We start from the raw sequence: 21,901 nt of genomic DNA, 5'->3' as shown, positions 1-21,901 counted from the left end.
GGCCATCATGCGGGCGTCATCGGGCGGTGGCGACCACAGCGCCCGCGTCCCGGCCGACCTGCGGCGGCAGCAGCGACCACTTGTGGACGATGCCGTAGCCCGGTGACTCCACCCAGCCGGCGAATCGATCGGGCTGGAAGGCCCAATACTCGTCGGGGTAGTAGAGCGGGATCGACGTCGGCTGCCGGTTGAACAACGCCTGCATCTCGTCCAGGACGCCGAGCCGGTCCTCGATCGTGGTCGTGGCCTTCCAGCGGCCGAACAGAGCGTCCCACTCGGGGTAGGGCAGCTTCGGCGCGCGCCACAGATAACCCGAGCGGTGGGACATGATGAACTGCGTCGGGTCGGCGACGCCGTGCGGGCCGATGTTGTTGATGACCAGATCGAAGTCGCGGGACTTGCTCAGGTCCGCCACCGATCCGGCGTCCAGCGCTTCCGCGGTCGCGTCGATACCCACCTCCCGCAGGTCCTCGGCGACCAGCTCGGCGGACCGGACATCGAGCGGTGCGGCCCCGTTGGCGTAGACGGTGAACGACAAAGGACCGTCCGGTCCTTCTCGGAGGCCGTCGCCGTCGCCGTCGCGCATCCCCAGCTCGTCCAGCGCCACAGCAGCCTCGTCCGGCGCGTACGGCGTGGACAGCGCCGCGTTGGCGAAGGGCGCGTCGGGGTGCGGATAGCCCTTGACGGCCGCGCGGCCCTTGCCGAGTCCAACGACGCGCAGCAGCTGGTCGCGGTCGACCGCGCGGCTCAGCGCAGAGCGGAACGCTGGCTGGTCGAACGGCGCCCGGTCGTAGTTGAGGCGCAGCTCGGGGAAGCGCAGCGGTGCGGTCTTGACGATCCCTACGTCGCTCGAGGCGGTGAACCGGTCGATCAGCTCCGGTGACAGCGGTCGTGTCGTGGCGTCGACCTCACCGGAGCGCAGCGCCGTGAACGTCGCCGACGGGTCGCTGATCACCGGCATGACCAGCTCCTGGACGACGGGCTCGCCGGCGAAGTAGTCGGGGTTGGCCTCGAAGCGGTAGCCGGCGGTGCTGTCGTAGGACACCAGCCGATAGGGCCCGGTGCCGACGGGCAGCGCCGTGACCTCCTTCGCCTGCTCCGGCGGCACCGACCCCCACACGTGCTCGGGGATGACCGGCAGGTCGGCCAGCGTGACCGTGCCGAGCTCGGGGCAGGGGAACGCGCAGCTGAAGCGGACCTGTGTCGGTGAGAGTGCGCTGATCGTCTCGATCGTCGGGATGTCACTGACGTGGTGGGTGTAGGTGCCCGTCGGGGCCCTCTTGAAGTAGTCGAAACTGAACGCCACGTCCGTGGCGTCGAACGGCTCGCCGTCCTGCCACCTCACGTCGTCGCGCAGATCCACCTCCCACGTCGACGGGTCGACCTGCCGGACCGCGGTGGCCAGCCACGGCTGGGGCTGATCGACGTACGGCGAGGGTGCGAGCAGCTTGTCGTACACCAGGTCGTCAATCGCCGGACTCTGGTCGGCGAAGATGTTCAACGGACCGCTGTCCTTGGCCAATGCGATCGTCAGGCGCTCGGCCGTGACCGGGCCGCGGGCCGCGGGGCTGTCGTCGTCGGCGTCCCCCCCATCGGAGCCACAACCGGCGGCCACGGCAATGGTCGCGACCAGCACCGCCAGGACGCCTGACGAGCGACCTGTCCCTCGTCTTCCTGTGCGCGCCACAGCAGCCCCCTCACGATGAGTTAGGGCAGCCTAACCTAAGGTGCGTGCGATCTGTCAAGGTGCCGGGGCACTCCCGTCGGGGTGTCGCGGCAAAGGGGCCCTGCTGGCTCGCAAGGGGGCCGCAGCCTTCGAGACCGCGGCCGGCGTTCTACCGGCAGGTCCTACGGTTCAGTGTCGGAGGACTGCCGGCCGCACTGGGCCCGAGAACCCCCTGGGCCCGAGCGCTCGAGATCGCTCGCGCGCAGGGTGTCGGGCGAGGCGACCGCCATCTGGGAGAGCCTGACCAGCACGCAGCGGACCTACTCCGTCACCACCTCGTCGACCAGCCGGCGCATCGCCAGGCGATCCTCGACCGGGTCGAGCCCACGGCGGCGCACCAGCTCGCGGGCCTCGGACGCAACGGTGTCGACCGCGCTCACGGCTACGCCTCCGGTCCGGCAGGGAGGACCGGGCGAAGGTAGCCGCCCGATCGACGGCCGCGGCGTGCCTGTGGGCAACTGCGTCCAGGCTCACCGCGATCCAGCCACCGGCGGATCGTCGCCGAGAATTCCTGACCGAGAGCTGCCGACATCCGACTCAGGAGCGCATCGAGCGCACGGCGGCCGCGAGAGCCTCCGCGTCGAGCACGTCGGACATGAGTCCGATCTGCTGATCCCAGACGTCGTCCGGCACCTCGGACTTCACTGCGTCGTCGAGCACGTGGTACACGTCGAGGCCCAACTGGGCCCCAGCCAAGGCACCTGCATAAGCCGGATCCCCCTTGACCACCGTTTCGGCTGCGATCTCGGCGGCCTCCGGATCGGGGGCCCCCAGCAGCACGACCAGTGCGGTGGGATCGTTGGCTTCAGCGAGCCGGAGGATGGCCTCCTGGCTCTGCAGATCCATGGCTCCTGACGCCGTTCAAACGAAGCACTCGGTGGAGACGAAGGCCACCTCGGCCCCCGCCGCTTCGGCGCAGGCGGCGATCGCCAACCCCCCGATACCGTCGCGCTCTCCGAGAGCGATGACTTTTCGGTCCTTGAGCATGAGTTTCAACTCACCTCCTTCCGTTGCTCGTCCATCCACTGGTTCAGATTTTCCGGCGACAGCGCGGGGTCGGACAGGCGGCCCACCTCCACACCGTCGCGGAACAACAGCAGGCACGGCAGGCCCATGATGCCGAGCTCCATGCAGAGCCGCCGGGCCGTGGGCGCCTCCAGCTTGACCACTTTCATCTCGTCGGCGTACTTCTCGGCAATGGCCTCGACGTGAGGCAAGAGCACCTTGCAGGGCTGACACTGCGGTCCCCACACGTCGACGAGCACCGTTCCTTCGGAGACCAGGTCTCGGAAGTCGTCTGCCGTCGCATTGACGATGCCGACCGAGTCGGTCATGGCGACACCTCGTTCCGCTCGAGCAGCACGCTCATCCCATCCGACAACTGGCACACCCTGCCAAGGAACAGGCTGCCCTTGGCGATCAGCATCACCCGGTCGGCCGACCCGGTGGTGAGCCGGTCCAGCGCGTGCGGAAGGTAACACAGCGCCGAGGCGAGGTGGCCCTGCGTCGGACTGTAGCCAGGCATGCCGCGCTCGGCGACGAACGCGGCGATGTCGTCCTTGGTGATGTCCCCTCTGCGGGCCGCGAGCGCCGCGATGATCCGGTAGTTCCGCTCCGGAACGTTGCCGCTGCCCTGGGGCTCGGTCAGCTCAGGATTGTGCAATTCGGTCGCGTAGTCATCGACGGCGGTCATCGGCAGGCCGAGGCGGGCCAGCGGCTCCACCGCCAGCGCCTCCATGACCTGCGGGTTGGAGCCACCGGCGGACACCGGGTGCTTGCCGACGCCGTCCAGCCGGACGCGGGGTGAGGTGCCGTTGTCGGCCTCCAGGATCGCGGCCGTTCCGCCGAGCATGTCTTCGAGCACGGGCATCCCAGACTTCAGGTGGCCCTGGAACTTCATTCCCAGCTTGGCCATGGATCCGCCCGCGACGACCGCGACCCGGCCGAAGACCCCGGCTGCCACGAGACTGGCGGCGATGACCAACGCGGGGACCGGCGCGGCGCAGAAGTCCTTGATGTCGGCACCCGACGCCTCGCTGAGGCCGGCGGCTGCCGCCACGGCCTTGGCCATGTTGCCGCCGCCTCGCTGGTAGCGGTCGCCGATGGCTTCTTCGCCACAGCCCAGGACGTAGTCGACGGACGCCGGGTCGATCCCGCTGTCCTCGAGAAGGTGGAGCAACGCCAGGGTGGCCGTCGCCTTGGCCGAGAGGTTGTCGAGCAGTACGTGGGCGCCGAGCGCCTCGTCGTCCACGTCGCCGCACCGGAAGGCGGCCGCGTCACCGATCACCCGGAGGGCACCGGGCTCCTCGGCCACTGCGCCGACGTCGCCGACAGCGCGCTCGATCCGTTCGAGATCCAGCCGCTTGACGAGCGGGTGGCGAGCGAGGTCGCCGGCGGCGCGCGCGGCGGCATCGCCCGAGAGGGTGAGCAGGGAGAAGTCGTCGACGACCGCCAACAGCCCGAGGAACTCGCTTTCAGGCATGATCTCGCCCGAGCGGCTCCAGCGGGTCGCCCCCGGGGCTGGGGCGCCGGTCCACCAGGGGCGGGGCGGCAGGTTCCGCGGGTGCACGGCATTCACGTACGCCTGGTTGGCGGGGTAGGTGACCGCCTCCTCGAAGCTGCGCAGCGACGACGTGAAGGTGGTGGCCACCTCGTCGGACTTGGCCAGCTCCCGACGGGGTTTGGACCCGTGCCGCGCCAGGGAGGGCACGTGGGCCAACACCTGACTGGCGCCCGAGATCACGACGTCAGGCATGGGCGACCTCAGCAGGGGCGGCCGAGGGCGACGTGGCGGCGCGGACCTGTCCGACCTCGAACACCGTCGGCTGCTGCACCGGGGTCTGCAGTGCCTCGAGGGCACACTCGATGAGCTGCCGGCGCCACTGCTTCTCCCCCTCCGCGTCGAGCGACGGGTCGCCGGTGGGATACGGGATGCCCCGGGTACGTACGATGCGCGGGGCGCCCACCCGCTCGGCGATGGACACCAGATTGCAGAGCAGCGCCGTAGGAATCCCAGCCCGCTCCAACTCTTTCGCTAGCGTTGACCCGCAACGCGTTCCCGTACCTCAAGTGGCGGTCAGGATGGCGGCTCGAGCGCCGGAGTTGCGCAGGTCGGCGGCCCACTCGATGCCGAAGCGGCGGGCGTTGGCCACCGAGGTGCCGTTCCCCGACGTGACGAAGTACTCCCCGAACAGTCGACCGAAGGCGCCTTCCGCCTCGAGCTCACGGGCGGCGTCCAGCGGAAGGATGCGGTGGGGATCCTCGTTGGCCCAGACGGTGGAAAAACCGCCGTGGACGGACATGTAGTCGCCGGCTGGCAGAGCGTCGCGGCCGTCGAGGGGATAGCGGAGCCACTTCGTGGCGCGGGCCGACTCGAGACCGTCCGGATTGTCGCCGGTGACCAGCCCGCCTTCGGTGACGAACGCGAGCGTCACCGAAGAGGCGTCCGCGACCGGCTCCGCCGGCGTGACCCGGCCGAAGCGAGGCAACGGGATCTCGGTGGCGGTGCCGTCGCCGCCGAGCCGGACGAGTGCCAGGTCGATCGAGCGCGCCGCCGAGTTGGCCTCGGTCACGACGGTCAGCCGGGCCTGCTTGCCGATGCGTCCGTCGTCGGCGGTCAGCGTCTCGCCGGCAAGCAGACGTCGGATGCCGGCGGCCAGGCGGTCGAGGGAGGGCGCCATCCGCCGGGCCACCTCGCCGCTCGCGACCACTGCCACCGCGCCGGCCTCGTCCAGCCCGGGGTTGTCCTCGTGCATCGAGGCCAGGCTTGCCAACCCGGCCTCGTGGGCGGCGGCCACCACCCGTGCGCACGCCAGGCCGTAGCGGCCGCTGGTGAACGCTGGGCCCGCCACCACCAGGTCCGGGTCGGCGGAGCGCACCAGAGCGACGATCTCGTCGACCCTGCCTGGGGCGACATCGTCGCCGCACCACACCGTGGCGACGATCTCGTGCTCGGGTGCCACCAGCTCAGCCAGCCGCTTGCCGGGGCCGACGGGGCCGTCGAGCAGGAGCGGGCCCTCTCCCGCCTGGTCCTCCCCGCCGACGCCGGCGAAGAACTGGTTGACGTAGTGCACGATCCTGGCCATGGCAACAGCCTCCTCAGGCGATGTAGCCGGTCACAAGAACAAGGCTCAGCCGGCGCGGGCGGCGAGGCGGCCCCAGCCAAGCGGACTGAGGGCGCAGTAGACCACGGCAGTGGGCACTTCGAAAGATGCGGTCGCCGGTGCCTTCACCAACTCGAACCGTTCCCCGCCGTACGCCTTCTCCATCTCCGGCAACTGCAGGCGATGGTCGTAGTTTCCGGTGCTGACCATCGCCGTGGCCCGCTCCGGAGCCACCACCAACGAGGGTCCGGTGCCGTCTGCGCCGGCCATTTCCGGGTAGAGGCCCACCGGTTGGATGCCGAGGTCATCGAGGGCGTCCATCTTCAGAGCCAGGTCGGCGTCGGCGTTCCCGGCGCCCTCCTTGGTGACGATGGCGGCGTCGAAGCCGGCCGCGGCGCACACCTTCGCGGCGAAAAGAGAGATCATCTCCTTGGCCCCCATTTCGACCGGCTCGGGGCAGATCACCAATCCGGCGAACTCCAGGTCCCGGCCGTGCCGGCGGCGCAACTCGGCGACGACCGGATGGTTCTGGTGCATGAACGTCGGGTTCTTCAAGGCGGGATGGCCGAACTGCCCGCTCACCACGGCGCCGTCGTCGACCTCGCCGGGATCGAGCAGGGTGGGCAGGGCGGCGCGGAAGCTGCTCCCGTAGACGAAGACGTCCTTGAACAAGCCCTGGGTCTGCAAATTGGTGACGACGCCGATCCGGGGCAGGTCGCCGCCGCGGGCTCCGGGTGAGGGCGAAGGAAGCTCTTCGACGTCGTCCGGCGCCGCGCCGAGGGCGGCCTCTGCCAGCGCGGCCGCCAGCCGCAGCGCGCCGCGGCGCAGCGCGACGTCCACCTGCTCCCAGGTGGCATCGGACGCGGGGACGAACTCGACGACCAGGTTGTGCGTCGAGCCCAGCGGCGACAGCGCCGCCGCAGGTCCGCAAAGGTCGACCAGCCCCTCCTGTGCCCGCGGAAGGAAGCCGGCCATGACCACGGCGGCTCCGCGCAGCACGTGGGTCTCGCCGCGGCCCACCGGGCGGGCGGGGCCGACGAAGCCGGGAAAGATGCCACCCCCGCCGGGACCCTTGGTCCGAGGCTCGACGGCGTCGAGGATCTTGACGATGCGGGCACTCTGGCCGGGCGAGACCCAGGAGAGTTCCACGCTGGCCAGGGCCTTGTCGGCCAGCAGGTCGCGCGCCTCTTCGGCCGAAACCGTCAGCACCCCTTCGCCGAAGCAGGTCCGCTCCCCGAAGCAGACCTCTCGGACCGAGTGCACCAGCCGGGTGAGTGCCATCGGCCGATACTGTCACGGTCGACCGGGTGCTCCGCACATCGATGCGCTGAACAGGCCGCTTCTACGTCACCCTCTCCCATGGGCGAGACCACCGCCAACGAGTTCGAGGGCCGTCCAGGAGGCGCCGGTGATGGCGCGCCTGGAGGGGACGGAGTTCGCCACTCCGGCTGGACCGTCGGCGGACCGGGCGGCTGCTGGGGCGAGAGCTGGTCGTCAGCCTGATGTCGTCGCCAACCGGCCTTCGACGTACGGCAGGACCTTGGCGCGGGGCAGGTGCAGCAGCACCTCGCCCTTCGGCGGCACCCCGTCCTCGCGGGGCACCTTGGCCTTGATGCGTTGACCGGCGAGCTCCAGCTCGAGGACTCTCAGCGGGCCGTGGTCCCGTACCCCGCGCAGGGTGGCCGGGAAGGTGTTCGCCGCGGGTGCCTCGGCGATCTTCACGTACTCGGGCCGGATCCCGACCTGGGAGTAGGTGCCGTACGGCACGTCCCAGGCGGCCGACAGGGCCCGTCCGCCGAGGGCGACGTCGTCACCGGTCGGGTCCACGGTGAGGAAGTTCATCGCGGGTGAGCCGATGAAGTACCCGACGTAGGTGGAGGCGGGTGCCTCGAACAGCTGCTCGGGGGTGCCCTGCTGCACCACGACGCCGTCCTTCATGACGAGCAGCTCCTGGGCGAAGCTCATCGCCTCGTACTGGTCGTGGGTCACGTAGATCACGGTGGGCCGGAACTGCTCGGAGATCTCCCGGATCTTGCGACGCAGGGAGAACTTGAGCTGCGGGTCGATGACCGTCAGCGGCTCGTCCATGAGCAGGGCAGCGACGTCGTCGCGCACCAGACCGCGACCGAGGGAGATCAGCTGCTTGTCGTCCGCCGTGAGCCGGCGAGCCGATTGGCGCAGGCGGCGGTCCAGGCCGAGGGCCTCGGCGACCGTGTGCACCTTGGCGTCGATCCGGGACTTCTCCCACCGGCGGCACTGCAGGGGGAAAGCGAGGTTCTCGTACACCGTCATCGAGTTGTAGATCACGGGGAACTGGAACACCTGGGCAATGTTGCGGGCCTTGGTGGGCAGGTCCGTCACGTCGACGCCGTCGAAGCACACGCGGCCCTGCGTGGGGGTGACCAGCCCTGACAGCACGTTGAGCAGCGTCGTCTTGCCGCAGCCGGACGGACCGACCAGGGCGTAGGTCCGCGAGTCCTCCATGCTCAGCCAAAGGGGCTGCAGCGCCCACTTCGCCCGATCGGCGCCAGCGACGTAGGTGTGCGCCACGTCCTCGAGGTCCAGTCGCGCCACGTCAGCTCCCGTCCGGGGTGCGGGAGAAGGGTGATCTTGCCGGTCCGGTCCCGGGCGACCGGACCAGGCACCCGGCCGGGTCGAAGGCGAACAGCCGCTCCGGCCGTAGCCGCATGGTGACCATCTCGCCGGGACTGACGTCGTGGATGCCTTCGATCTGCACGACGAAGGGGGCGTCGCCGACCGCCAGGTACACGAAGGTCTCCGAGCCGGAGATCTCCACGAAGGTGATCTCGCCCTTCATCCCTGTCCCGGACAGGCTGACGTCGGTGGCGCGCAGCCCGAATTGGTAGTCCCCCTCGGGCAGGGCGCTCAGGTGGTCGGGCACGTGCGTGGCCTGCAGATCGGCCACCGTGATCCGACCGTCGCGCACCCGCCCGGCGAAGATGTTCATGGGCGGGTCGTTGATGATCCGCGCCACGTCGGTGGTCGCCGGCTGATCGAAGACCGCTGCCGGGGTGCCGGTCTGGATGATCCGGCCCTCGTGCATGACCAGGACGACGTCGCCGAGCATCATCGCCTCGGCGGGCTCGGTGGTCGCGTAGACGACGATCGCCTCGCCCTGCTCGGAGAACAGCCCCTTGAACTCCTCGCGCAGCTGCTCGCGCAGCTTGTAGTCCAGGTTCACGAAGGGCTCGTCCAGCAGCAGGATCCCCGCGCCTCGGGCCAGCGCCCGGGCCAGTGCGACGCGTTGCTGCTGACCGCCGGACAGCTGGGACGGCTTGCGCGAGTGGAAGTCCGCCAGGCCGACGCGGGCGAGATTGGCCTCCGCGCGGCGGCGCACTTCCTCCTTGGGCAGCCCCGCCCGCTTGAGCGGGAACGCGACGTTGGAGTAGACGTCCAGGTGCGGATAGTTGATGAACTGCTGGTAGACCATCGCCGTGTCGCGCTTCCACACCGGCGTCTCGAGGAAGTCGACGCCGTCGCGGGTCAGCTCACCGGAGTCCACCTTCTGGAGTCCGGCGAGCACCCGCAGCAACGTCGTCTTGCCGGCCAGGGTGCGCCCGATGACCGTGTGCAGCCGGCCTGGTTGGAAGGTCGCACTGATGTCGGTGAGCAGGGCGACGTCGCCCTCGGCCAGGCACAGGCCCTTCGCCTGGAGCGTCATCGCACGGCCCCGGACAGGCTGCCTTTGGACAGGTAGCGCTCGACGGCGACCGCCAGCAGGATCAGCGGTGACATCCCGAACAGGGCGGCTGCCGACAGCGTCCACCACGGCGGGATCGAGGAGTTCAGGGCCACCACGGCCTGGGGGAGCGTCTGCACCTCGGTGAAGGTCAGCCGGAAGGCGAAGAAGAAGTCGTTCCAGCCGAACACCGCACAGAACATCGCCGCGACCGTCAGTCCGGGAAGGGAGTTCGGCAGGATCGTGCGCATGAAGGCCTCGAAGGGCCCGCACCCGTCCAGCATCGCCATCTCGTCGATCTCGCGCGGGATGCCGTTGAAGAAGTCCACCATCACCCACACCGCGATCGGCAGCAGCAGGGCGATCGTGACGATGACCAGCCCGGAGATGGTGTCGAGCAGGTTCACCCGCTGCAGCAGGAAGAAGAACGGGATGACGAGCACCACCGGCGGCATGATGCGCTGCGCCACGAAGAAGAAGATGATGTCGCTGTTCTTGATGAAGCCGAGCTTGAAGCGGTAGCGCGACAGGCCGTAGGCCGCCAGCGAGCCCAGGACCAGGCTGATCAGGGAGGCGATGATGGTCACGGCGGCGCTGTTGAGGAACGGCCCGACCACGTCGATCCCGCCGGCCCCGCCGAAGATGTTCCTCCACCCCGTGGTGCTGGGCTCGTACTGCACCCAGGGGATGTAGGTCGCGCCGCCCTGGACCCCGTTGGCGGTCTTGAAGCTGGTGGTTGCCGCCCACAGGAACGGGCCCACGACGAAACCGGCCCACAGGGCGATGACGCTGTACTTGAACGTCAGGTACAGGCGCGACATCAACGGTCTCCCTTGACCTTGAAGGCCCGCGCGAGCAGGGCGGCGATGACCGTCAGGGTGACGATCATGAGGATCAGATAGGTCAAGGACAGCGCGCCGGCGTACCCGGTCTGCTGCTCCTTGAGCCCGCGGATGTAGAGGTAGTAGCCGGGGCTCTCGGTGGCCGAGCCCGGTCCGCCCGAGGTGAGCACGTACACGGTGTCGGAGATCTTCGAGGCCTCGATGAGGCGGATGATGATCGCCGTGACCGACACCGGCCCCATCAGCGGGAAGGTCACCTTCCAGAACGTCCGCCAGACACCCGCGCCGTCGATGGCGGCGGCCATGAAGGGCTCCTTGGGCAGGCTGAGCAGCCCGGCCAGTAGGAGCAGGAACATGAAGGGCGTCCACTGCCACACCTCGACGGTCATCAGCGCGAACAGCGCCGGGCCGGAGTCGGTGAGCCACTTGACCGGCCCGATGCCCACGACGCCCAGCAGGTCGTTCAGCGGCCCGAGCGACTCGTTGAAGATGGTCTGCCAGATGGCGGCCATCACCACCGGCGTGGTCATCATCGGGACGAGGAACAGCACCCGCCACAGCCGTCGGGCGCGCACCTCCCGCCACACGAGCAGCGCGACACCGAAGCCGATGACGTACTGCAGCAGCACCGTCCCACCGGCGAGCAGGACCAGGCGCAGCACCGAGGACCAGAAGCGGCCGTCGCTGATGAGCTTGGCGTAGTTGGCGCCGCCGACGTAGTCCATCACCGGGCTGCTCACGTTCCAGCTCGAGAAACTGACCCGGATCGTGTACAGCAGCGGGAAGATGATGATCACCACCAAGGTGATCAGCCCGGGCAGCAGGAACATCGCCTTGTGCCGGCGCAGGCCGTCCATCACGCTCCTTGCCGAAGGGGAGGTGCCGGGCGGACAGGCCGGCCCGGTCGAGCCGGCCTGTCCGCGGGGATCTCAGGTCAGCCGTTGTCCTCGAGCTTGACCACGTTGCGGTAGGCCTCCTGCACCGGCGTCGTCGTCCTCCGTGACGCCCACATGCTGGGCCGGGAGCTGCAACACGGGGTCTCGACCGTGCTGGGCAGACCCGACGCCGGTCGGACGGCGCAGGTGGTGATGACCCGGGAGGGGTCCCTGCACGGGCCCGGTGACCAGCTGGACGGGCTGTTCGAGGCTCGGATCGAGGTCCCACCAATCCGCCATCGCGGCGACGACATCGATCAGCTCGTGCGCCACTTCCTGCGCCGCTACTGCCCGGGCGGTGGGATAACCTGCTCGGCAGCTGCTCTGGCAGCTCTGCAGCAGTGCCCCTGGCCGGGCAACATCCGACAGATCGACGCCGTCGTCCGCGACCTGGTCCGACGACAGCCCGGTCGGGTCATCCAGAAGGAGGACCTGCCCCCGGAGTGCCGGGTGTCCTCGCGCGCGGTCCTCACCCCCATGGAGGCGCTGGAGCGCGACGCAATCCTGCGCGGACTGGAGGACCTGGACGCCAACGTGCAGCGCACCGCGCAGTCGCTGGGCATCTCGAGGGCCACGATGTACCGCAAGATGCGCCGTTACGGGATCGCCCCGTCGACCCTGTCGTGATTGGCCTGGTGACCGTGGCGGCAAGCCCAGCAGCCCCTTGAAGCCCGGGACCGAAGTGCGGCGCCGCCGACCGCCACGGCCAGCAGCTCATGCCGGCCGGTCGAGCAGGTGACGCCGAATTGCGGGCGCCCGATCCTTGGCCAAGTACCTTGACCAAGTCGGGCCTGTGCACGTACCGTTGCCCTCGTGGTGACGGTGGGTGTGGGTGAGGCCAAGACCCAGCTTTCGCGTTTGCTGCGCGCCGTCGAGCAGGGCGACGAGGTGGTCATTCAGCGGGACGGGCGCCCGGTCGCGAGGTTGGTGCCTGCCGTGCCCGGCGGCCGGCGGTTCGGCCAGTTCACCGGCGTCCTGCACGTGCCCGAGGACTTCGACGACCCGCTCCCGGATGCGGTACTCGGCTTGTTCGAGTGAGGTTGCTGCTCGATACGCACGTCTGGCTGTGGCTGCTCGGGGACGTCGACCGGCTGTCGGTCGACGCCGTCGCGGCGCTGGCGAACGCCGACGACCTCGTGCTGTCGGCCGCCTCCGTCTGGGAGGTGACGATCAAGCACGGGCTGGGCAAACTCCCGCTCCCCGTCCCCCTCGTCGACGTGGTCGCCACCTCCTACGGCAGCGCCGGCATGCGGCCCTTGCCGGTCGAGGCCAAGCACGCCGTGGCTGTCGGCGACCTGCCGGGCCTGCACCGCGACCCGTTCGACCGGCTGCTGGTCGCGCAGGCTCGCGTCGAGGGACTGACCTTGGTCACCACTGACCCCCGCGTCCAGGGCTACGACGTGTCCGTGCTCCCGGTGTGACTCGGCCTGCTTTTCGGTGCCGCTACTCCACCACGTCGTACACCTCGAGCGCCGGCCTCGCCAGCAGCCGGTCGGCCATCTCCTGCTTCAGGACGGTCAGGTGGCGCTCCTCGTCGGCGCTTCGATCCGCCTTGCGCGCCAGGGCGACGAGCTCGTCGGTGACCAGGCCGTCCCGGACGACGAGCGTCACGGCGCGGTTGCGGTAGCCGAGCACGAAGACGTACCGCTCGACGGTCGGCCCCCGCTCGACCCGCGCGAGGGCGGGGTCGACGAGGTAGCGGCCGGCACTGACCGCGCGCGTGACCATCTCGAAGGCGTCCCGGGCACCCGGACCCTCGAAGGGTGTCTGCACACTGATCTCGCGCCGCTCGACGGGGCCGTCGGGGTCGAGCAGCGGCAGCGCGCGTTCCAACACCTTGAAGGCGTGCGCCACCCCGCCAGGGGCCTCCGGGCCGTGGTAGCTCATGAGGTCCTGGAACGTGTAGGCGAGCAGCTGCCCCTGGTCGACCACCTGCAGCATGGTGTCGGCCGTCGACCCGGGCGGCGCGCTCATCGCAGGCTCCTCACCGTCGCGTCCGACACCCAGGGCAGGAACTCCCCGCTGCGGAAGGTACCGGACAACGGCCGGGCGCGGCCGGCGCCACCGGCCGGTGGCGCACACTGGATGTCCCTGCCACGAGAGGAGTGCCGGTGAGCCTGGGCCAGCGGCTGTCCGCCCTGTTCAAGGGGCGGTCCGAGGACGACCCACGCGAGGCGCTCGCCGCGTCGTACGACCGGCAGCTCGCCCTGCTCCAGCGCACCCGGCGCGGGGCGGCCGACATCACGACGTCCCGTAAGCGGCTCGAGCTGCAGCTGCGCCAGCTGCAGGCGCGGGCGGACGACCTGCACGCGCAGGCCGGCGCTGCCGTGGCCGCCGGCCAGGACGACCGGGCCCGCGAGCTGCTCGTGCAGCGTGCGGCGCTGGTCCGTCAGGTGGAGGATCTGGCGCCACAGGAGGCGCAGGTACGCGCGCAGGAGGAGCAGCTGCAGGTGCAGGTCGCCCGGCTCGCGGCCAAGGTCGAGGCCTTCCGCAGCCAGCAGCAGGCGCTGGCCGCCGGCTACACCGCCGCGGAGGCGCAGGGCGAGATCGCCGCCGCGATGTCGGGAGTCGACGAGGAGCTGGGCAGCGTGGGGTACGCGGTGCAGCACGCCAGGAGCCGCACGGAGCAGATGCAGGCCCGGGCCGGCGCGCTCGAGGAGCTCGCTGCCCTGCAGGCCGACGCGCTCTCACCGGGTGACGCCGCGCAGCGCCGGCTCGAGCAGCTGTCCGGTGGCGGCGTCGAGCAGGACCTGGCGCGACTGAAGAGCCAGCGGCCGCTGCCGGCGGCACAGCCGGCGGTGACCGGGCCCGACGGGCAGGCGCAGTCGTGATCGTCCGTATCCTCGGTGAGGCACAGCGCGACCTGCCGGACACGGCGCTGGAGGAGCTGAACGCCCTCGACCGGATCGCCGAGCAGGCCGTCGACGCCGGCGACCAGGCCGCCTTCACGGCGGCCCTGCACGACCTGCTCGCGGCCGTGCGGCAACGAGGCACACCGGTGGCCGACGAGGTGCTCGTGCCGTCCGACCTCGTGCTGCCCCCGCCGGACGCGACCGTCGACGAGGTACGGGCGCTGTTCGACGGCGACGGGCTGGTGCCCGGATGAGCCGCCGCGGACGCTACGCCGCCGACCGCGAGCTGACCACCCGGATGCTCGCCGTCGTCTTCCTGCTCGGCCTGCTCTACGTCGTCGCCATCGGGGTGCTCATCGGCGCCGGCATCTCGCCGGTCGCCGTCCTGCTCGTCGTCGGCGGGTTCTTCGTCTTCCAGTACGTCGCGAGCGACCGGATCGCGCTGTACGCCATGAACGCCCGCGTGGTGGAACCGCACGAGGCGCCCGAGCTGCACGGCGTGATCGACCGGCTGGTCGCGCTGTCCGACACCCCGAAACCGCGGGTCGCCATCGCCGACAGCGACGTCCCCAATGCCTTCGCCGCCGGGCGCAGCGCGCGCCGGGCCGTCGTCTGCGTGACGACCGGACTGATGCGCCGGCTGGACGACGCCGAGCTCGAGGGCGTGGTCGCCCACGAGCTCTCGCACGTCGCCCACCGCGACGTCGCCGTCATGACGGTCGCGTCGTTCCTCGGCGTGCTGGCCGGTTTCCTCACCCGGTTCGCGCTCCACTCGATGGCCTGGGGCGGCGTGCCGCGCGGCGGGCGGGGCAACGACAGGAGCGGCGGCGTACCGGTGATTCTCGTGGTGGTCCTGGTGTCGGTGGTCGTCTACGCCGTGAGCTTCGTGCTCATCCGCACCCTGTCGCGCTACCGCGAGCTGTCCGCCGACCGGGCCGCGGCGCAGCTCACCGGCCGCCCGTCGGCACTGGCCTCCGCGCTGACGAAGGTGTCGGGCGAGATGGCGCGGGTGCCGACCCGGGACCTGCGCGAGGCCGAGCCGTTCAACGCCTTCTTCTTCACCCCCGCCCTCGCCCAGGGCTTCAGCCTGTCGTCGCTGTTCGCCACGCACCCCCCGCTGGAGAAGCGGCTGGCCCAGCTGGCGTCGATGTCCGGCAGCCCGTGAAGTTCCTCGACGCGCTGCTCGGCCGCAGCAGGCCGGTGGCACCGGACCTCGACGCGTTGTTCTCCCTCCCGGCGGCCGCCGTCGGGCTGGCGGCGGCCATGGACCTTCAGCCGACCGGTGTCGGTGCGGTCTGCATCAAACCGGCCGAGGGCGCGGACTTCGGCCGGGCCCACGCGCAGGTGGCGGCGCTGCTGCAGCTCGACGCCGCCGCACCGGTCGAGCAGACGACCGACGCCTTCGGCTACGCCTGGACGACCGCGAGACCGGGCGCCGACCGGCTGGCCGACGTGGTGACCGGCCTGCACGCCGCCAACACCACGTACGAGAGCGCGGGGTTCGGTCCGGGGCTGCTCTGCTCGCTGGTGGGCTTCACCGGGCAGCTCGAGGGCCGGACCCGGAGCGTCGGGCTGGTCTACCTCTACAAGCGGGGGACCTTCTACCCCTTTGCCCCGCTGGGCGGGCAGCAGCGCGACACCGCTCTCGAGCTCCAGCTCCGGGCGGCGGTGGCCGGCGACCTGCGGGTCGAGCCCGACCTGTCGCGCTGGTTCCCCGTCTGGAGTGCGCCCGGCCTGTAGACCGTCGCCGCGGCCTCCTCCGGAACGCGGCCTGCTGCCGCACCCAGCCGTCGCTCAGAAGCGGACGTAGTCGTACTCCACGGGCATGTCGTTGATGCCCTGCGGCGGCGGCGCGATCCAGCTGGCGAATCTGCCCTCTTCGTACTCCGGCTTCATCAGCTCGGCGACCTGCGCACGGTCCTCGCCCGAGGGCAGCCAGTCGCTCTCACGCGTCTGCCAGGTGGCGTCGTCGAGCACCTCGCCCATCGGGCTGAGGTGGTGGCCGGCGTAGGCACCGACCTTGCGGAAGAAGCCTTCGTGCGGAAGCGTCAGCCGCTCCTGCAGACCGGCGTCCTCGAGCGCCTGGTTCCAGCGACGGACGCCGTTCTTGCAGTCGGCGACGTACTCGTCGCGCAGGTCGAGGTTGAGCGCGCCGAGCAGCGGCACCGTCTGCTGCACGATCTGGCCGTCCCGCACCACGTTCATCTGCCGCTCCAGACCGAGCAGCGTGTGGTCGTCCTTGCGGCGGGTCTCGCCCCAGCGGCCCTTGAGCCCGGAGGTGAAGTAATTGCCCGCGTTGGTGCTCTGCTCCGAGCCGAAGAGGTCCATCGAGACGGCGAACTGGAAGTTGAGGTACTTCTGGATGACCGACAGCGGGATGCCGCCGTACGGGAACACGTCGTCGGTGCCGTGCTCCTTCATGAGCTGCGCCGTGCGCTCCACCGTTCGCTGGACACCGGTCGTGCCGACGAACATGTGGTGCGCCTCCTCCTTGAGCATGAACTCGCAGGTGCGCGCCAGCGGGTCGAAGCCCGACTCCTTCAGCGTTCCGAGCTGGTACTTGCCGTCCCGGTCGGTGAAGTAGGTGAACATGAAGAACTGCAGCCAGTCGGTGGTGTCCTCGTTGAAGGCGCCGAGGATCCGGGGCGCGTCCACGTCGCCGGAGTTGCGCTTGAGCAGCTGCTCGGCCTCCTCGCGTCCCTCACGGCCGAAGTAGGCGTGCAGGAGGTAGACCATCGCCCAGAGGTGCCGGCCCTCCTCGACGTTGACCTGGAACAGGTTGCGCATGTCGTAGAGCGACGGGGCCGTGGCGCCCAGGTGGCGCTGCTGCTCGACCGAGGCCGGCTCGGTGTCTCCCTGGATGACGATGAGGCGCTGCAGCTCGGCGCGGTACTCGCCTGGGACCGTCTGCCAGGCCAGCTCACCCTTGTGCTGGCCGAACGCGATGCGCCGCTCCGGGTCCCGCTCGGCGAGGAAGATCCCCCAGCGGTACTCCTCCATCGGGACCCGGTCGAAGTGCGCCCAGCCGTCGCGGCCGACGGCGATCGCGGTCCGCAGGTAGACGTCCTGCGTCGGAACGGCCGGCCCCAGCTGCTTCCACCAGTCCAGGAACTTGGGCTGCCAACCCTCGAGTGCCCGCTGGAGCCGTCGGTCGTTGGCCAGGTCGACGTTGTTCGGGATGCGCTGCGAGTAGTCGATCGAGCTCAGTGGCCCGCTCGGCGCCGGCGCGTCCCCCGTCTGTGCGATCGGTGCGGTCATGCTGTCCACCCTCCAGAGCTGGGCCACAAGTCCTACGCTGTTGTGTCGCTGCGTCATGAGTGTGTAGCACGTTGCGCGGATGCGCAAGCCCTCGGCGCGTCAGCGCGGCCCGCGGCGCCGGCTCAGGCGTCGGCCACCACTTCGCTGCGCGTGCCGTCCCCACCGCAGGTGGCGCAGCGTGCGCCGTCCACCCGGCCCGTGCCGGCACAGTCGGGGCAGACGTTCTCCCCGACGTGGGGGTCGCTGCTGTCCTGCGCCCCGGCCGCCGCCGGGACCTCCTGCGGCGACTCCGGGCTGCTCACACCGCCTCCAGCAGCACGGCGATCCCCTGGCCGACCCCGATGCACATCGTGACGACCGCCCGTCGCGCACCGCGGTCGGCGAGCTCGAGGGCGCTGCTGAGGGCGAGCCGGGCCCCGCTCATCCCGAGCGGGTGGCCGAGAGCGATGGCGCCGCCGTGCGGGTTGACGTGCTCGGCGTCGTCGGGCAGCCCGAGCCCCCGCAGCACCGCCAGTGCCTGCGCGGCGAACGCCTCGTTGAGCTCCACGAGGTCGACCTCACCGATCTTCACACCGGCGCGATCGAGCAGCTTGCGGGTCGCCGGCTCGGGGCCGATGCCCATCACGCGCGGCGGCACACCGACGGCGGCCATGGAGGTGACCCGGGCCAGCGGCGTCAGGCCGTACCGCTCCACCGCCCGCTCCGACGCCACCAGCATGGCGGCCGCCCCGTCGTTGACACCGGAGGAGTTGCCGGCCGTGACGCTGCCGCCCGCGAACAGGGGACGGAGCTTGCCCAGCGCCTCCAGCGAGGTCTCCCTGGGGTGCTCGTCCCGCTCCACGAGGACGGGATCGCCCTTGCGCTGCGGCACCGGCACCGGCACGATTTCGCGGGCCAGCCGCCCCGCCGCCACCGCACCCGCCGTCCGCTGCTGCGACCGCAGGGCGAAGGCGTCCTGGTCCGCCCTGGACACGCCGTAGTCGTCGGCGACGTTCTGTGCGGTGCCGGGCATCGAGTCGGTGCCGTGCAGCCGCTCCATCTCCGGATTCACGAACCGCCAGCCGATGGTGGTGTCGTGCACCTCGGCCGCTCGGGAGAACGCCGTCTGCGCCTTCGGCAGGACGAACGGCGCGCGCGACATGCTCTCCACGCCGCCGGCGATCATCAGGTCGGCGTCGCCGGCGCGGATCGCGCGCGCCGCGGTGCCGAGTGCGTCCAGCCCCGATCCGCACAGGCGGTTCTGGGTGCCGCCGGGGACCTCCACCGGGAGCTCGGCCAGCAGGGCCGCCATCCGGGCCACGTTTCGGTTGTCCTCGCCCGCCTGGTTCGCACAGCCCATCAGCACGTCGTCGACGGCGGCCCAGTCCACGCCGGGCAGCCGTGCGGTGAGCGCGCGCAGGACGTGGGCGGCCAGGTCGTCCGGGCGCACCGCCGCGAGCGCGCCGCCGTAACGGCCGATCGGGGTGCGCACCCCGTCCACGAGATAGGCGACGTTCACGTAGTTCCTCCTGACATCGGGTAGCGCAGCGGGTCCTACGCCGACTGGGCCTGCGCCCGCACCGCGCGCAGCAACTCCTCGCTGACCTCGTCGGTGCTGGCCGTGCCACCGAGATCGGCCGTGCGTACGCCGGTGTCGGCCAGCACCTGCTCCATCGCCGCCAGCACGACCGCGGCCGCGTCCGGATGTCCCAGATGGTCCAGCATCATCGCTCCCGACCAGACCTGCCCGAGCGGGTTGGCCCGCCCCTGGCCGGCGATGTCGGGTGCCGAACCGTGCACCGGCTCGAACATCGACGGGTACTCCCGCTCGGGATTGAGATTGGCGCTGGGCGCGATGCCGATGCTGCCCATGACGGCCCCGCCGATGTCGGTGAGGATGTCACCGAACAAATTCGACGCGACCACGACGTCGAAGCGCCCCGGATCGAGCACGAACATCGCGGCCAGAGCATCCACGTGGTACTCCGCCAGCTGCACGTCCGGGCGCTCCGCAGCCACCTCGCGTACCACCTCGTCCCAGAACGGCATGGTGTGCAGGATGCCGTTGGACTTGGTGGCCGAGGCCAGCCGGCCGGAGCGGGCCTGCGCCAGGTCGAGTGCGTAGCGGGTCACCCGCTCGATCCCCAATCGTGTGAAGACCGACTCCTGGATCGCCAGCTCGCCGGGCGTGCCCCGCCCGAACCGGCCGCCCATCTCGGAGTACTCCCCCTCGCTGTTCTCGCGGACGACCAGCATGTCGATCGCCGCGACGTCCCGCAGCGGGCTGGTCATCCCGCGCAGCAGCTTGACCGGCCGGAGGTTGACGTACTGCCGGAAGGCCCGGCGGATCGGGATGAGCAGTCCCCACAGCGACACGTGGTCGGGCACGCCGGGAAAGCCGACCGCACCGAGGAACACCTGCTCGTGCTCCGCCAGCTGGGCGATGCCGTCCGCCGGCATCATCGCCCCGGTGCGGTCGTAGCGCTCGCAGCTCCAGTCGTACTCGGTCCAGTCGAAGCCGAAGCCGTACGCGCGGCCGACCTCCTCGAGTACCCGCTGAGCGGGCGGCAGCACCTCCTTGCCGATGCCGTCGCCGGGGATGACCGCGATGCGGTGGGTGGTCACGGGCGCTCCTGGTCCGGAGTCAGTTGACGAGCGTGAGGGCGAGGGCCGGCACGTAGGTGACGACGAACAGCGCCGCCAGCAGGACGAGGGCGGTGGGAATCGCCGCGCGGGCGACCTGCAGGACGCTCATGCCGGTCAGGCCGCTGGCGACGAAAAGATTCAGCCCGAGCGGTGGGGTGATCATGCCGATCTCGAGATTCATGATCATGATGATGCCCAGGTGGATCGGGTCGACGCCGAGCTCGAGCGCGATCGGCAGCAGGATCGGGGCGATGATCAGGATGGCGCTCGAGGTCTCCATGAACGCCCCGACCACGAGCAGCAGCAGGTTGACCACGAGCAGGAAGGCCCACTTGTTGAGCTCGAGCCCGAGCAGCCCGGCGGCGACCTGCCCGGGGATCCGCTCGCTGGTGAGCACGAAGGTGAACAGGATCCCGTTCGCGATGATGAACATGATCATCGCCGACGTGCGGGCCGAGCCCAGCAGGACGCTGCCGAGGTCTTTGACACTGATCTCGCGGTAGACGAACAGCGCCAGCAGCAGGGCGTACAGCACGGCCATCGCGGCCGCCTCGGTCGGGGTGAAGATGCCCCCGTAGATTCCGCCGAGCACGAACACCGGCAGCAGCAGGCTCAGCGCCGCGTCGCGTATTGAGCGGGTGCGCTCCTTGCGCGACAGGACGATGGCGTTCTCCCCCGTCCCGTAGCCGCGCCTGCGTGACACGACGATCACCATGATCAGCAGGAGCAGCCCGGCGAACAGGCCCGGCAGGATGCCGGCGACGAACAGGTCCCCGATCGACTCCTCGGTGGCGATGCCGTAGACGATGAGCGGGATCGACGGCGGGATGAGGATCCCGAGCGAGCCAGAGGTGGCGATCAGCCCGGTGGAGAAGCGCTTGTCGTAGCCGCTCTTGATCATGCCCGGGATGAGCAGCGTCCCGACGGCGACCACCGTGGCCGGGCTCGACCCGGAGATCGCGGCGAAGAAGACGCAGGAGAGCACCGCCGTCATCGCCAGTCCGCCGCGCAGGTGCCCGACGAGGGCGTTGCTGGCCTCGATGAGCCGCCGGCTGATGCCGCCGCGGCTCATGACGTTGGCCGCGAGGACGAAGAACGGGATCGCCATCAGCGGGAAGTTGTTGAGCGCGTTGACCAGCGTCTCGGACGGCTGGGTCAGCGGCGTCGTCGTGAAGTAGAAGAAGTACGCGAACGCGGTGAGCCCCAGCGCGACGGCGATCGGCACGCTGGACAGCAGCAGGACGAACAGCGCGAGGCCGATGAAGACGGTTTCGCTCACGGCCGCGTCTCCTTCGGGTCGATGACCTTCTCGGGGTCGACGTGGATGCCGAGGCCCTCGGCCTCGGCCTCGAGCACGGTCTTGGCCGCCTCGGGGTGCGGATCCCTGCCGGTGAGTTGGCGAAACAGCACCTCGAGCATGCGCAGGAACATCAGCGTCAAGCCGAGCGGAAGCGCGAAGTACACGACCCAGAGCGGCAGCTTCAGCGCCGGCGTGACGGTGTTGCTCGCGGCCGGCTCGAACAGCAGCACCCACCCGTAGCCGCCGATGACGCCGAGGTAGACCAGCGTGAGCAGGCTGGCGGCCACCTGGACGGCGAGCCGCGCCCGGCCTTTGAGCAGGAGCGGCAGCAGATCGACCCGGACGTGCTCGTCGTGCCGGAGCGTGATCACCGCGCCGACGAACACCGACAGCAGGACGAGATAGATCACCGCCTCCTCCGACCAGAAGATCAGGATGTTGAAGACGTAGCGCATGACCACGGCGATGATCGCGAGGGCGGCCGCTGCCGCCAGCGCCGCACTTGCGACCACGTTCTCCACCACCGTCAGGGTCCGGCCCAACCGGTGCACCCGGTGCTC

At 70.3% G+C, this 21,901-nt stretch carries 24 protein-coding genes; 7 read left to right on the top strand and 17 right to left on the bottom strand.

Annotated features, from left to right (window positions below):
• Positions 1-16: 16 nt before the first annotated feature.
• The 10 genes from WD794_12530 to WD794_12485 all read right to left on the bottom strand — a co-directional run bounded on the left by WD794_12530 (position 17) and on the right by WD794_12485 (position 11,228).
• Positions 17-1,636: an ABC transporter substrate-binding protein gene (locus tag WD794_12530; GenBank protein MEX2291137.1), complete on the bottom strand. Its 1,620-nt coding sequence runs from the start codon at positions 1,634-1,636 to the stop codon at positions 17-19.
• Between the two features lie 627 nt (positions 1,637-2,263).
• On the bottom strand, positions 2,264-2,713 hold the full coding sequence (gene grdA / locus WD794_12525) for a glycine/sarcosine/betaine reductase complex selenoprotein A (GenBank protein MEX2291136.1): 450 nt from the start codon (positions 2,711-2,713) through the stop codon (positions 2,264-2,266).
• Between the two features lie 5 nt (positions 2,714-2,718).
• A complete protein-coding gene (locus WD794_12520; protein MEX2291135.1) occupies positions 2,719-3,060 on the bottom strand; it encodes a thioredoxin family protein in 342 nt (113 codons plus the stop codon).
• Positions 3,057-4,481: a glycine/sarcosine/betaine reductase complex component C subunit beta gene (gene grdC, locus WD794_12515; protein MEX2291134.1), complete on the bottom strand. Its 1,425-nt coding sequence runs from the start codon at positions 4,479-4,481 to the stop codon at positions 3,057-3,059. The genes WD794_12520 and grdC overlap by 4 nt, the downstream gene beginning before the upstream one ends.
• Positions 4,474-5,811, bottom strand: a complete 1,338-nt coding sequence (locus WD794_12510) for a glycine/betaine/sarcosine/D-proline family reductase selenoprotein B (protein MEX2291133.1) — start codon at positions 5,809-5,811, stop codon at positions 4,474-4,476. The genes grdC and WD794_12510 overlap by 8 nt, the downstream gene beginning before the upstream one ends.
• A 45-nt stretch (positions 5,812-5,856) precedes the next feature.
• On the bottom strand, positions 5,857-7,110 hold the full coding sequence (locus WD794_12505; GenBank protein ID MEX2291132.1) for a glycine/sarcosine/betaine reductase component B subunit: 1,254 nt from the start codon (positions 7,108-7,110) through the stop codon (positions 5,857-5,859).
• Between the two features lie 213 nt (positions 7,111-7,323).
• On the bottom strand, positions 7,324-8,403 hold the full coding sequence (locus WD794_12500) for an ABC transporter ATP-binding protein (GenBank protein ID MEX2291131.1): 1,080 nt from the start codon (positions 8,401-8,403) through the stop codon (positions 7,324-7,326).
• Position 8,404: 1 nt separating this feature from the next.
• Entirely contained in the window at positions 8,405-9,511 is a 1,107-nt protein-coding gene (locus tag WD794_12495) for an ABC transporter ATP-binding protein (protein MEX2291130.1), read from the bottom strand.
• Complete coding sequence (locus WD794_12490; protein MEX2291129.1) at positions 9,508-10,350, bottom strand: carbohydrate ABC transporter permease; 843 nt, start codon at positions 10,348-10,350, stop codon at positions 9,508-9,510. Before WD794_12490 ends, WD794_12495 begins: the two co-directional genes overlap by 4 nt.
• Complete coding sequence (locus tag WD794_12485) at positions 10,350-11,228, bottom strand: sugar ABC transporter permease (protein ID MEX2291128.1); 879 nt, start codon at positions 11,226-11,228, stop codon at positions 10,350-10,352. Before WD794_12485 ends, WD794_12490 begins: the two co-directional genes overlap by 1 nt.
• 189 nt (positions 11,229-11,417) lie before the next feature.
• On the opposite strand from WD794_12485, the gene WD794_12480 reads away from it, so the two are divergent.
• The 3 genes from WD794_12480 (at position 11,418) to WD794_12470 (ending at position 12,727) form a co-directional block, all read left to right on the top strand.
• Positions 11,418-11,933, top strand: a complete 516-nt coding sequence (locus tag WD794_12480) for a helix-turn-helix domain-containing protein (GenBank protein MEX2291127.1) — start codon at positions 11,418-11,420, stop codon at positions 11,931-11,933.
• 186 nt (positions 11,934-12,119) lie between these two features.
• Entirely contained in the window at positions 12,120-12,344 is a 225-nt protein-coding gene (locus tag WD794_12475; GenBank protein ID MEX2291126.1) for a type II toxin-antitoxin system prevent-host-death family antitoxin, read from the top strand.
• A complete protein-coding gene (locus WD794_12470; GenBank protein MEX2291125.1) occupies positions 12,341-12,727 on the top strand; it encodes a type II toxin-antitoxin system VapC family toxin in 387 nt (128 codons plus the stop codon). Before WD794_12475 ends, WD794_12470 begins: the two co-directional genes overlap by 4 nt.
• 22 nt (positions 12,728-12,749) lie before the next feature.
• Here WD794_12470 and WD794_12465 read toward each other — a convergent pair whose 3' ends face one another.
• The gene (locus WD794_12465; protein MEX2291124.1) at positions 12,750-13,280 is read right to left on the bottom strand and encodes a hypothetical protein; all 531 of its coding nucleotides are present in this window, start codon (positions 13,278-13,280) and stop codon (positions 12,750-12,752) included.
• A 137-nt stretch (positions 13,281-13,417) separates the two neighbouring features.
• On the opposite strand from WD794_12465, the gene WD794_12460 reads away from it, so the two are divergent.
• From WD794_12460 to WD794_12445, 4 genes are read left to right on the top strand one after another with little or no spacing between them, the layout of a single operon-like run.
• Positions 13,418-14,137: a PspA/IM30 family protein gene (locus tag WD794_12460; protein MEX2291123.1), complete on the top strand. Its 720-nt coding sequence runs from the start codon at positions 13,418-13,420 to the stop codon at positions 14,135-14,137.
• The gene (locus tag WD794_12455) at positions 14,134-14,412 is read left to right on the top strand and encodes a hypothetical protein (GenBank protein MEX2291122.1); all 279 of its coding nucleotides are present in this window, start codon (positions 14,134-14,136) and stop codon (positions 14,410-14,412) included. The genes WD794_12460 and WD794_12455 overlap by 4 nt, the downstream gene beginning before the upstream one ends.
• Positions 14,409-15,323, top strand: a complete 915-nt coding sequence (gene htpX / locus WD794_12450; protein MEX2291121.1) for a zinc metalloprotease HtpX — start codon at positions 14,409-14,411, stop codon at positions 15,321-15,323. The genes WD794_12455 and htpX overlap by 4 nt, the downstream gene beginning before the upstream one ends.
• Positions 15,320-15,898, top strand: coding sequence for a hypothetical protein (locus WD794_12445; GenBank protein ID MEX2291120.1), 579 nt, complete (start codon positions 15,320-15,322; stop codon positions 15,896-15,898). Before htpX ends, WD794_12445 begins: the two co-directional genes overlap by 4 nt.
• Positions 15,899-15,952: 54 nt before the next feature.
• On the opposite strand, the gene boxB is transcribed toward WD794_12445, so the two are convergent.
• The 6 genes from boxB to WD794_12415 form a co-directional block, all read right to left on the bottom strand.
• Positions 15,953-17,416, bottom strand: a complete 1,464-nt coding sequence (gene boxB, locus WD794_12440) for a benzoyl-CoA 2,3-epoxidase subunit BoxB (protein MEX2291119.1) — start codon at positions 17,414-17,416, stop codon at positions 15,953-15,955.
• A 122-nt stretch (positions 17,417-17,538) separates the two neighbouring features.
• Positions 17,539-17,718, bottom strand: coding sequence for a hypothetical protein (locus tag WD794_12435; GenBank protein ID MEX2291118.1), 180 nt, complete (start codon positions 17,716-17,718; stop codon positions 17,539-17,541).
• A complete protein-coding gene (pcaF, locus tag WD794_12430; protein ID MEX2291117.1) occupies positions 17,715-18,914 on the bottom strand; it encodes a 3-oxoadipyl-CoA thiolase in 1,200 nt (399 codons plus the stop codon). The genes WD794_12435 and pcaF overlap by 4 nt, the downstream gene beginning before the upstream one ends.
• Before the next feature lie 35 nt (positions 18,915-18,949).
• Positions 18,950-20,020 (bottom strand): tartrate dehydrogenase, encoded by a 1,071-nt coding sequence (locus WD794_12425; GenBank protein ID MEX2291116.1) that lies wholly within the window; start codon positions 20,018-20,020, stop codon positions 18,950-18,952.
• 19 nt (positions 20,021-20,039) lie between these two features.
• Positions 20,040-21,320 carry a TRAP transporter large permease gene (locus tag WD794_12420; GenBank protein MEX2291115.1) on the bottom strand — a complete coding sequence of 427 codons (1,281 nt, stop codon included), beginning with the start codon at positions 21,318-21,320 and terminating at the stop codon, positions 20,040-20,042.
• Entirely contained in the window at positions 21,317-21,892 is a 576-nt protein-coding gene (locus WD794_12415; GenBank protein MEX2291114.1) for a TRAP transporter small permease, read from the bottom strand. The genes WD794_12420 and WD794_12415 overlap by 4 nt, the downstream gene beginning before the upstream one ends.
• Positions 21,893-21,901: the final 9 nt, after the last annotated feature.

This window comes from Mycobacteriales bacterium (assembly GCA_040902655.1).
In the GTDB taxonomy this organism is placed as follows: Bacteria; Actinomycetota; Actinomycetes; order Mycobacteriales; family SCTD01; genus SCTD01.
Note: the sequence above shows the minus strand (reverse complement) of the source record. Positions and strands in the feature narration are given on the sequence as shown.

Excerpts from the sequence above, each read along its gene's own strand:
- WD794_12520 (MEX2291135.1), bottom strand. The coding sequence starts at position 3,060 with ATGACCGACTCGGTCGGCATCGTCAATGCGACGGCAGACGACTTCCGA.
- boxB (MEX2291119.1), bottom strand. The coding sequence starts at position 17,416 with ATGACCGCACCGATCGCACAGACGGGGGACGCGCCGGCGCCGAGCGGG.
- WD794_12485 (MEX2291128.1), bottom strand. The coding sequence starts at position 11,228 with ATGGACGGCCTGCGCCGGCACAAGGCGATGTTCCTGCTGCCCGGGCTG.
- WD794_12495 (MEX2291130.1), bottom strand. The coding sequence starts at position 9,511 with ATGACGCTCCAGGCGAAGGGCCTGTGCCTGGCCGAGGGCGACGTCGCC.
- grdC (MEX2291134.1), bottom strand. The coding sequence starts at position 4,481 with ATGCCTGACGTCGTGATCTCGGGCGCCAGTCAGGTGTTGGCCCACGTG.
- htpX (MEX2291121.1), top strand. The coding sequence starts at position 14,409 with ATGAGCCGCCGCGGACGCTACGCCGCCGACCGCGAGCTGACCACCCGG.
- WD794_12505 (MEX2291132.1), bottom strand. The coding sequence starts at position 7,110 with ATGGCACTCACCCGGCTGGTGCACTCGGTCCGAGAGGTCTGCTTCGGG.
- WD794_12465 (MEX2291124.1), bottom strand. The coding sequence starts at position 13,280 with ATGAGCGCGCCGCCCGGGTCGACGGCCGACACCATGCTGCAGGTGGTC.
- WD794_12490 (MEX2291129.1), bottom strand. The coding sequence starts at position 10,350 with ATGTCGCGCCTGTACCTGACGTTCAAGTACAGCGTCATCGCCCTGTGG.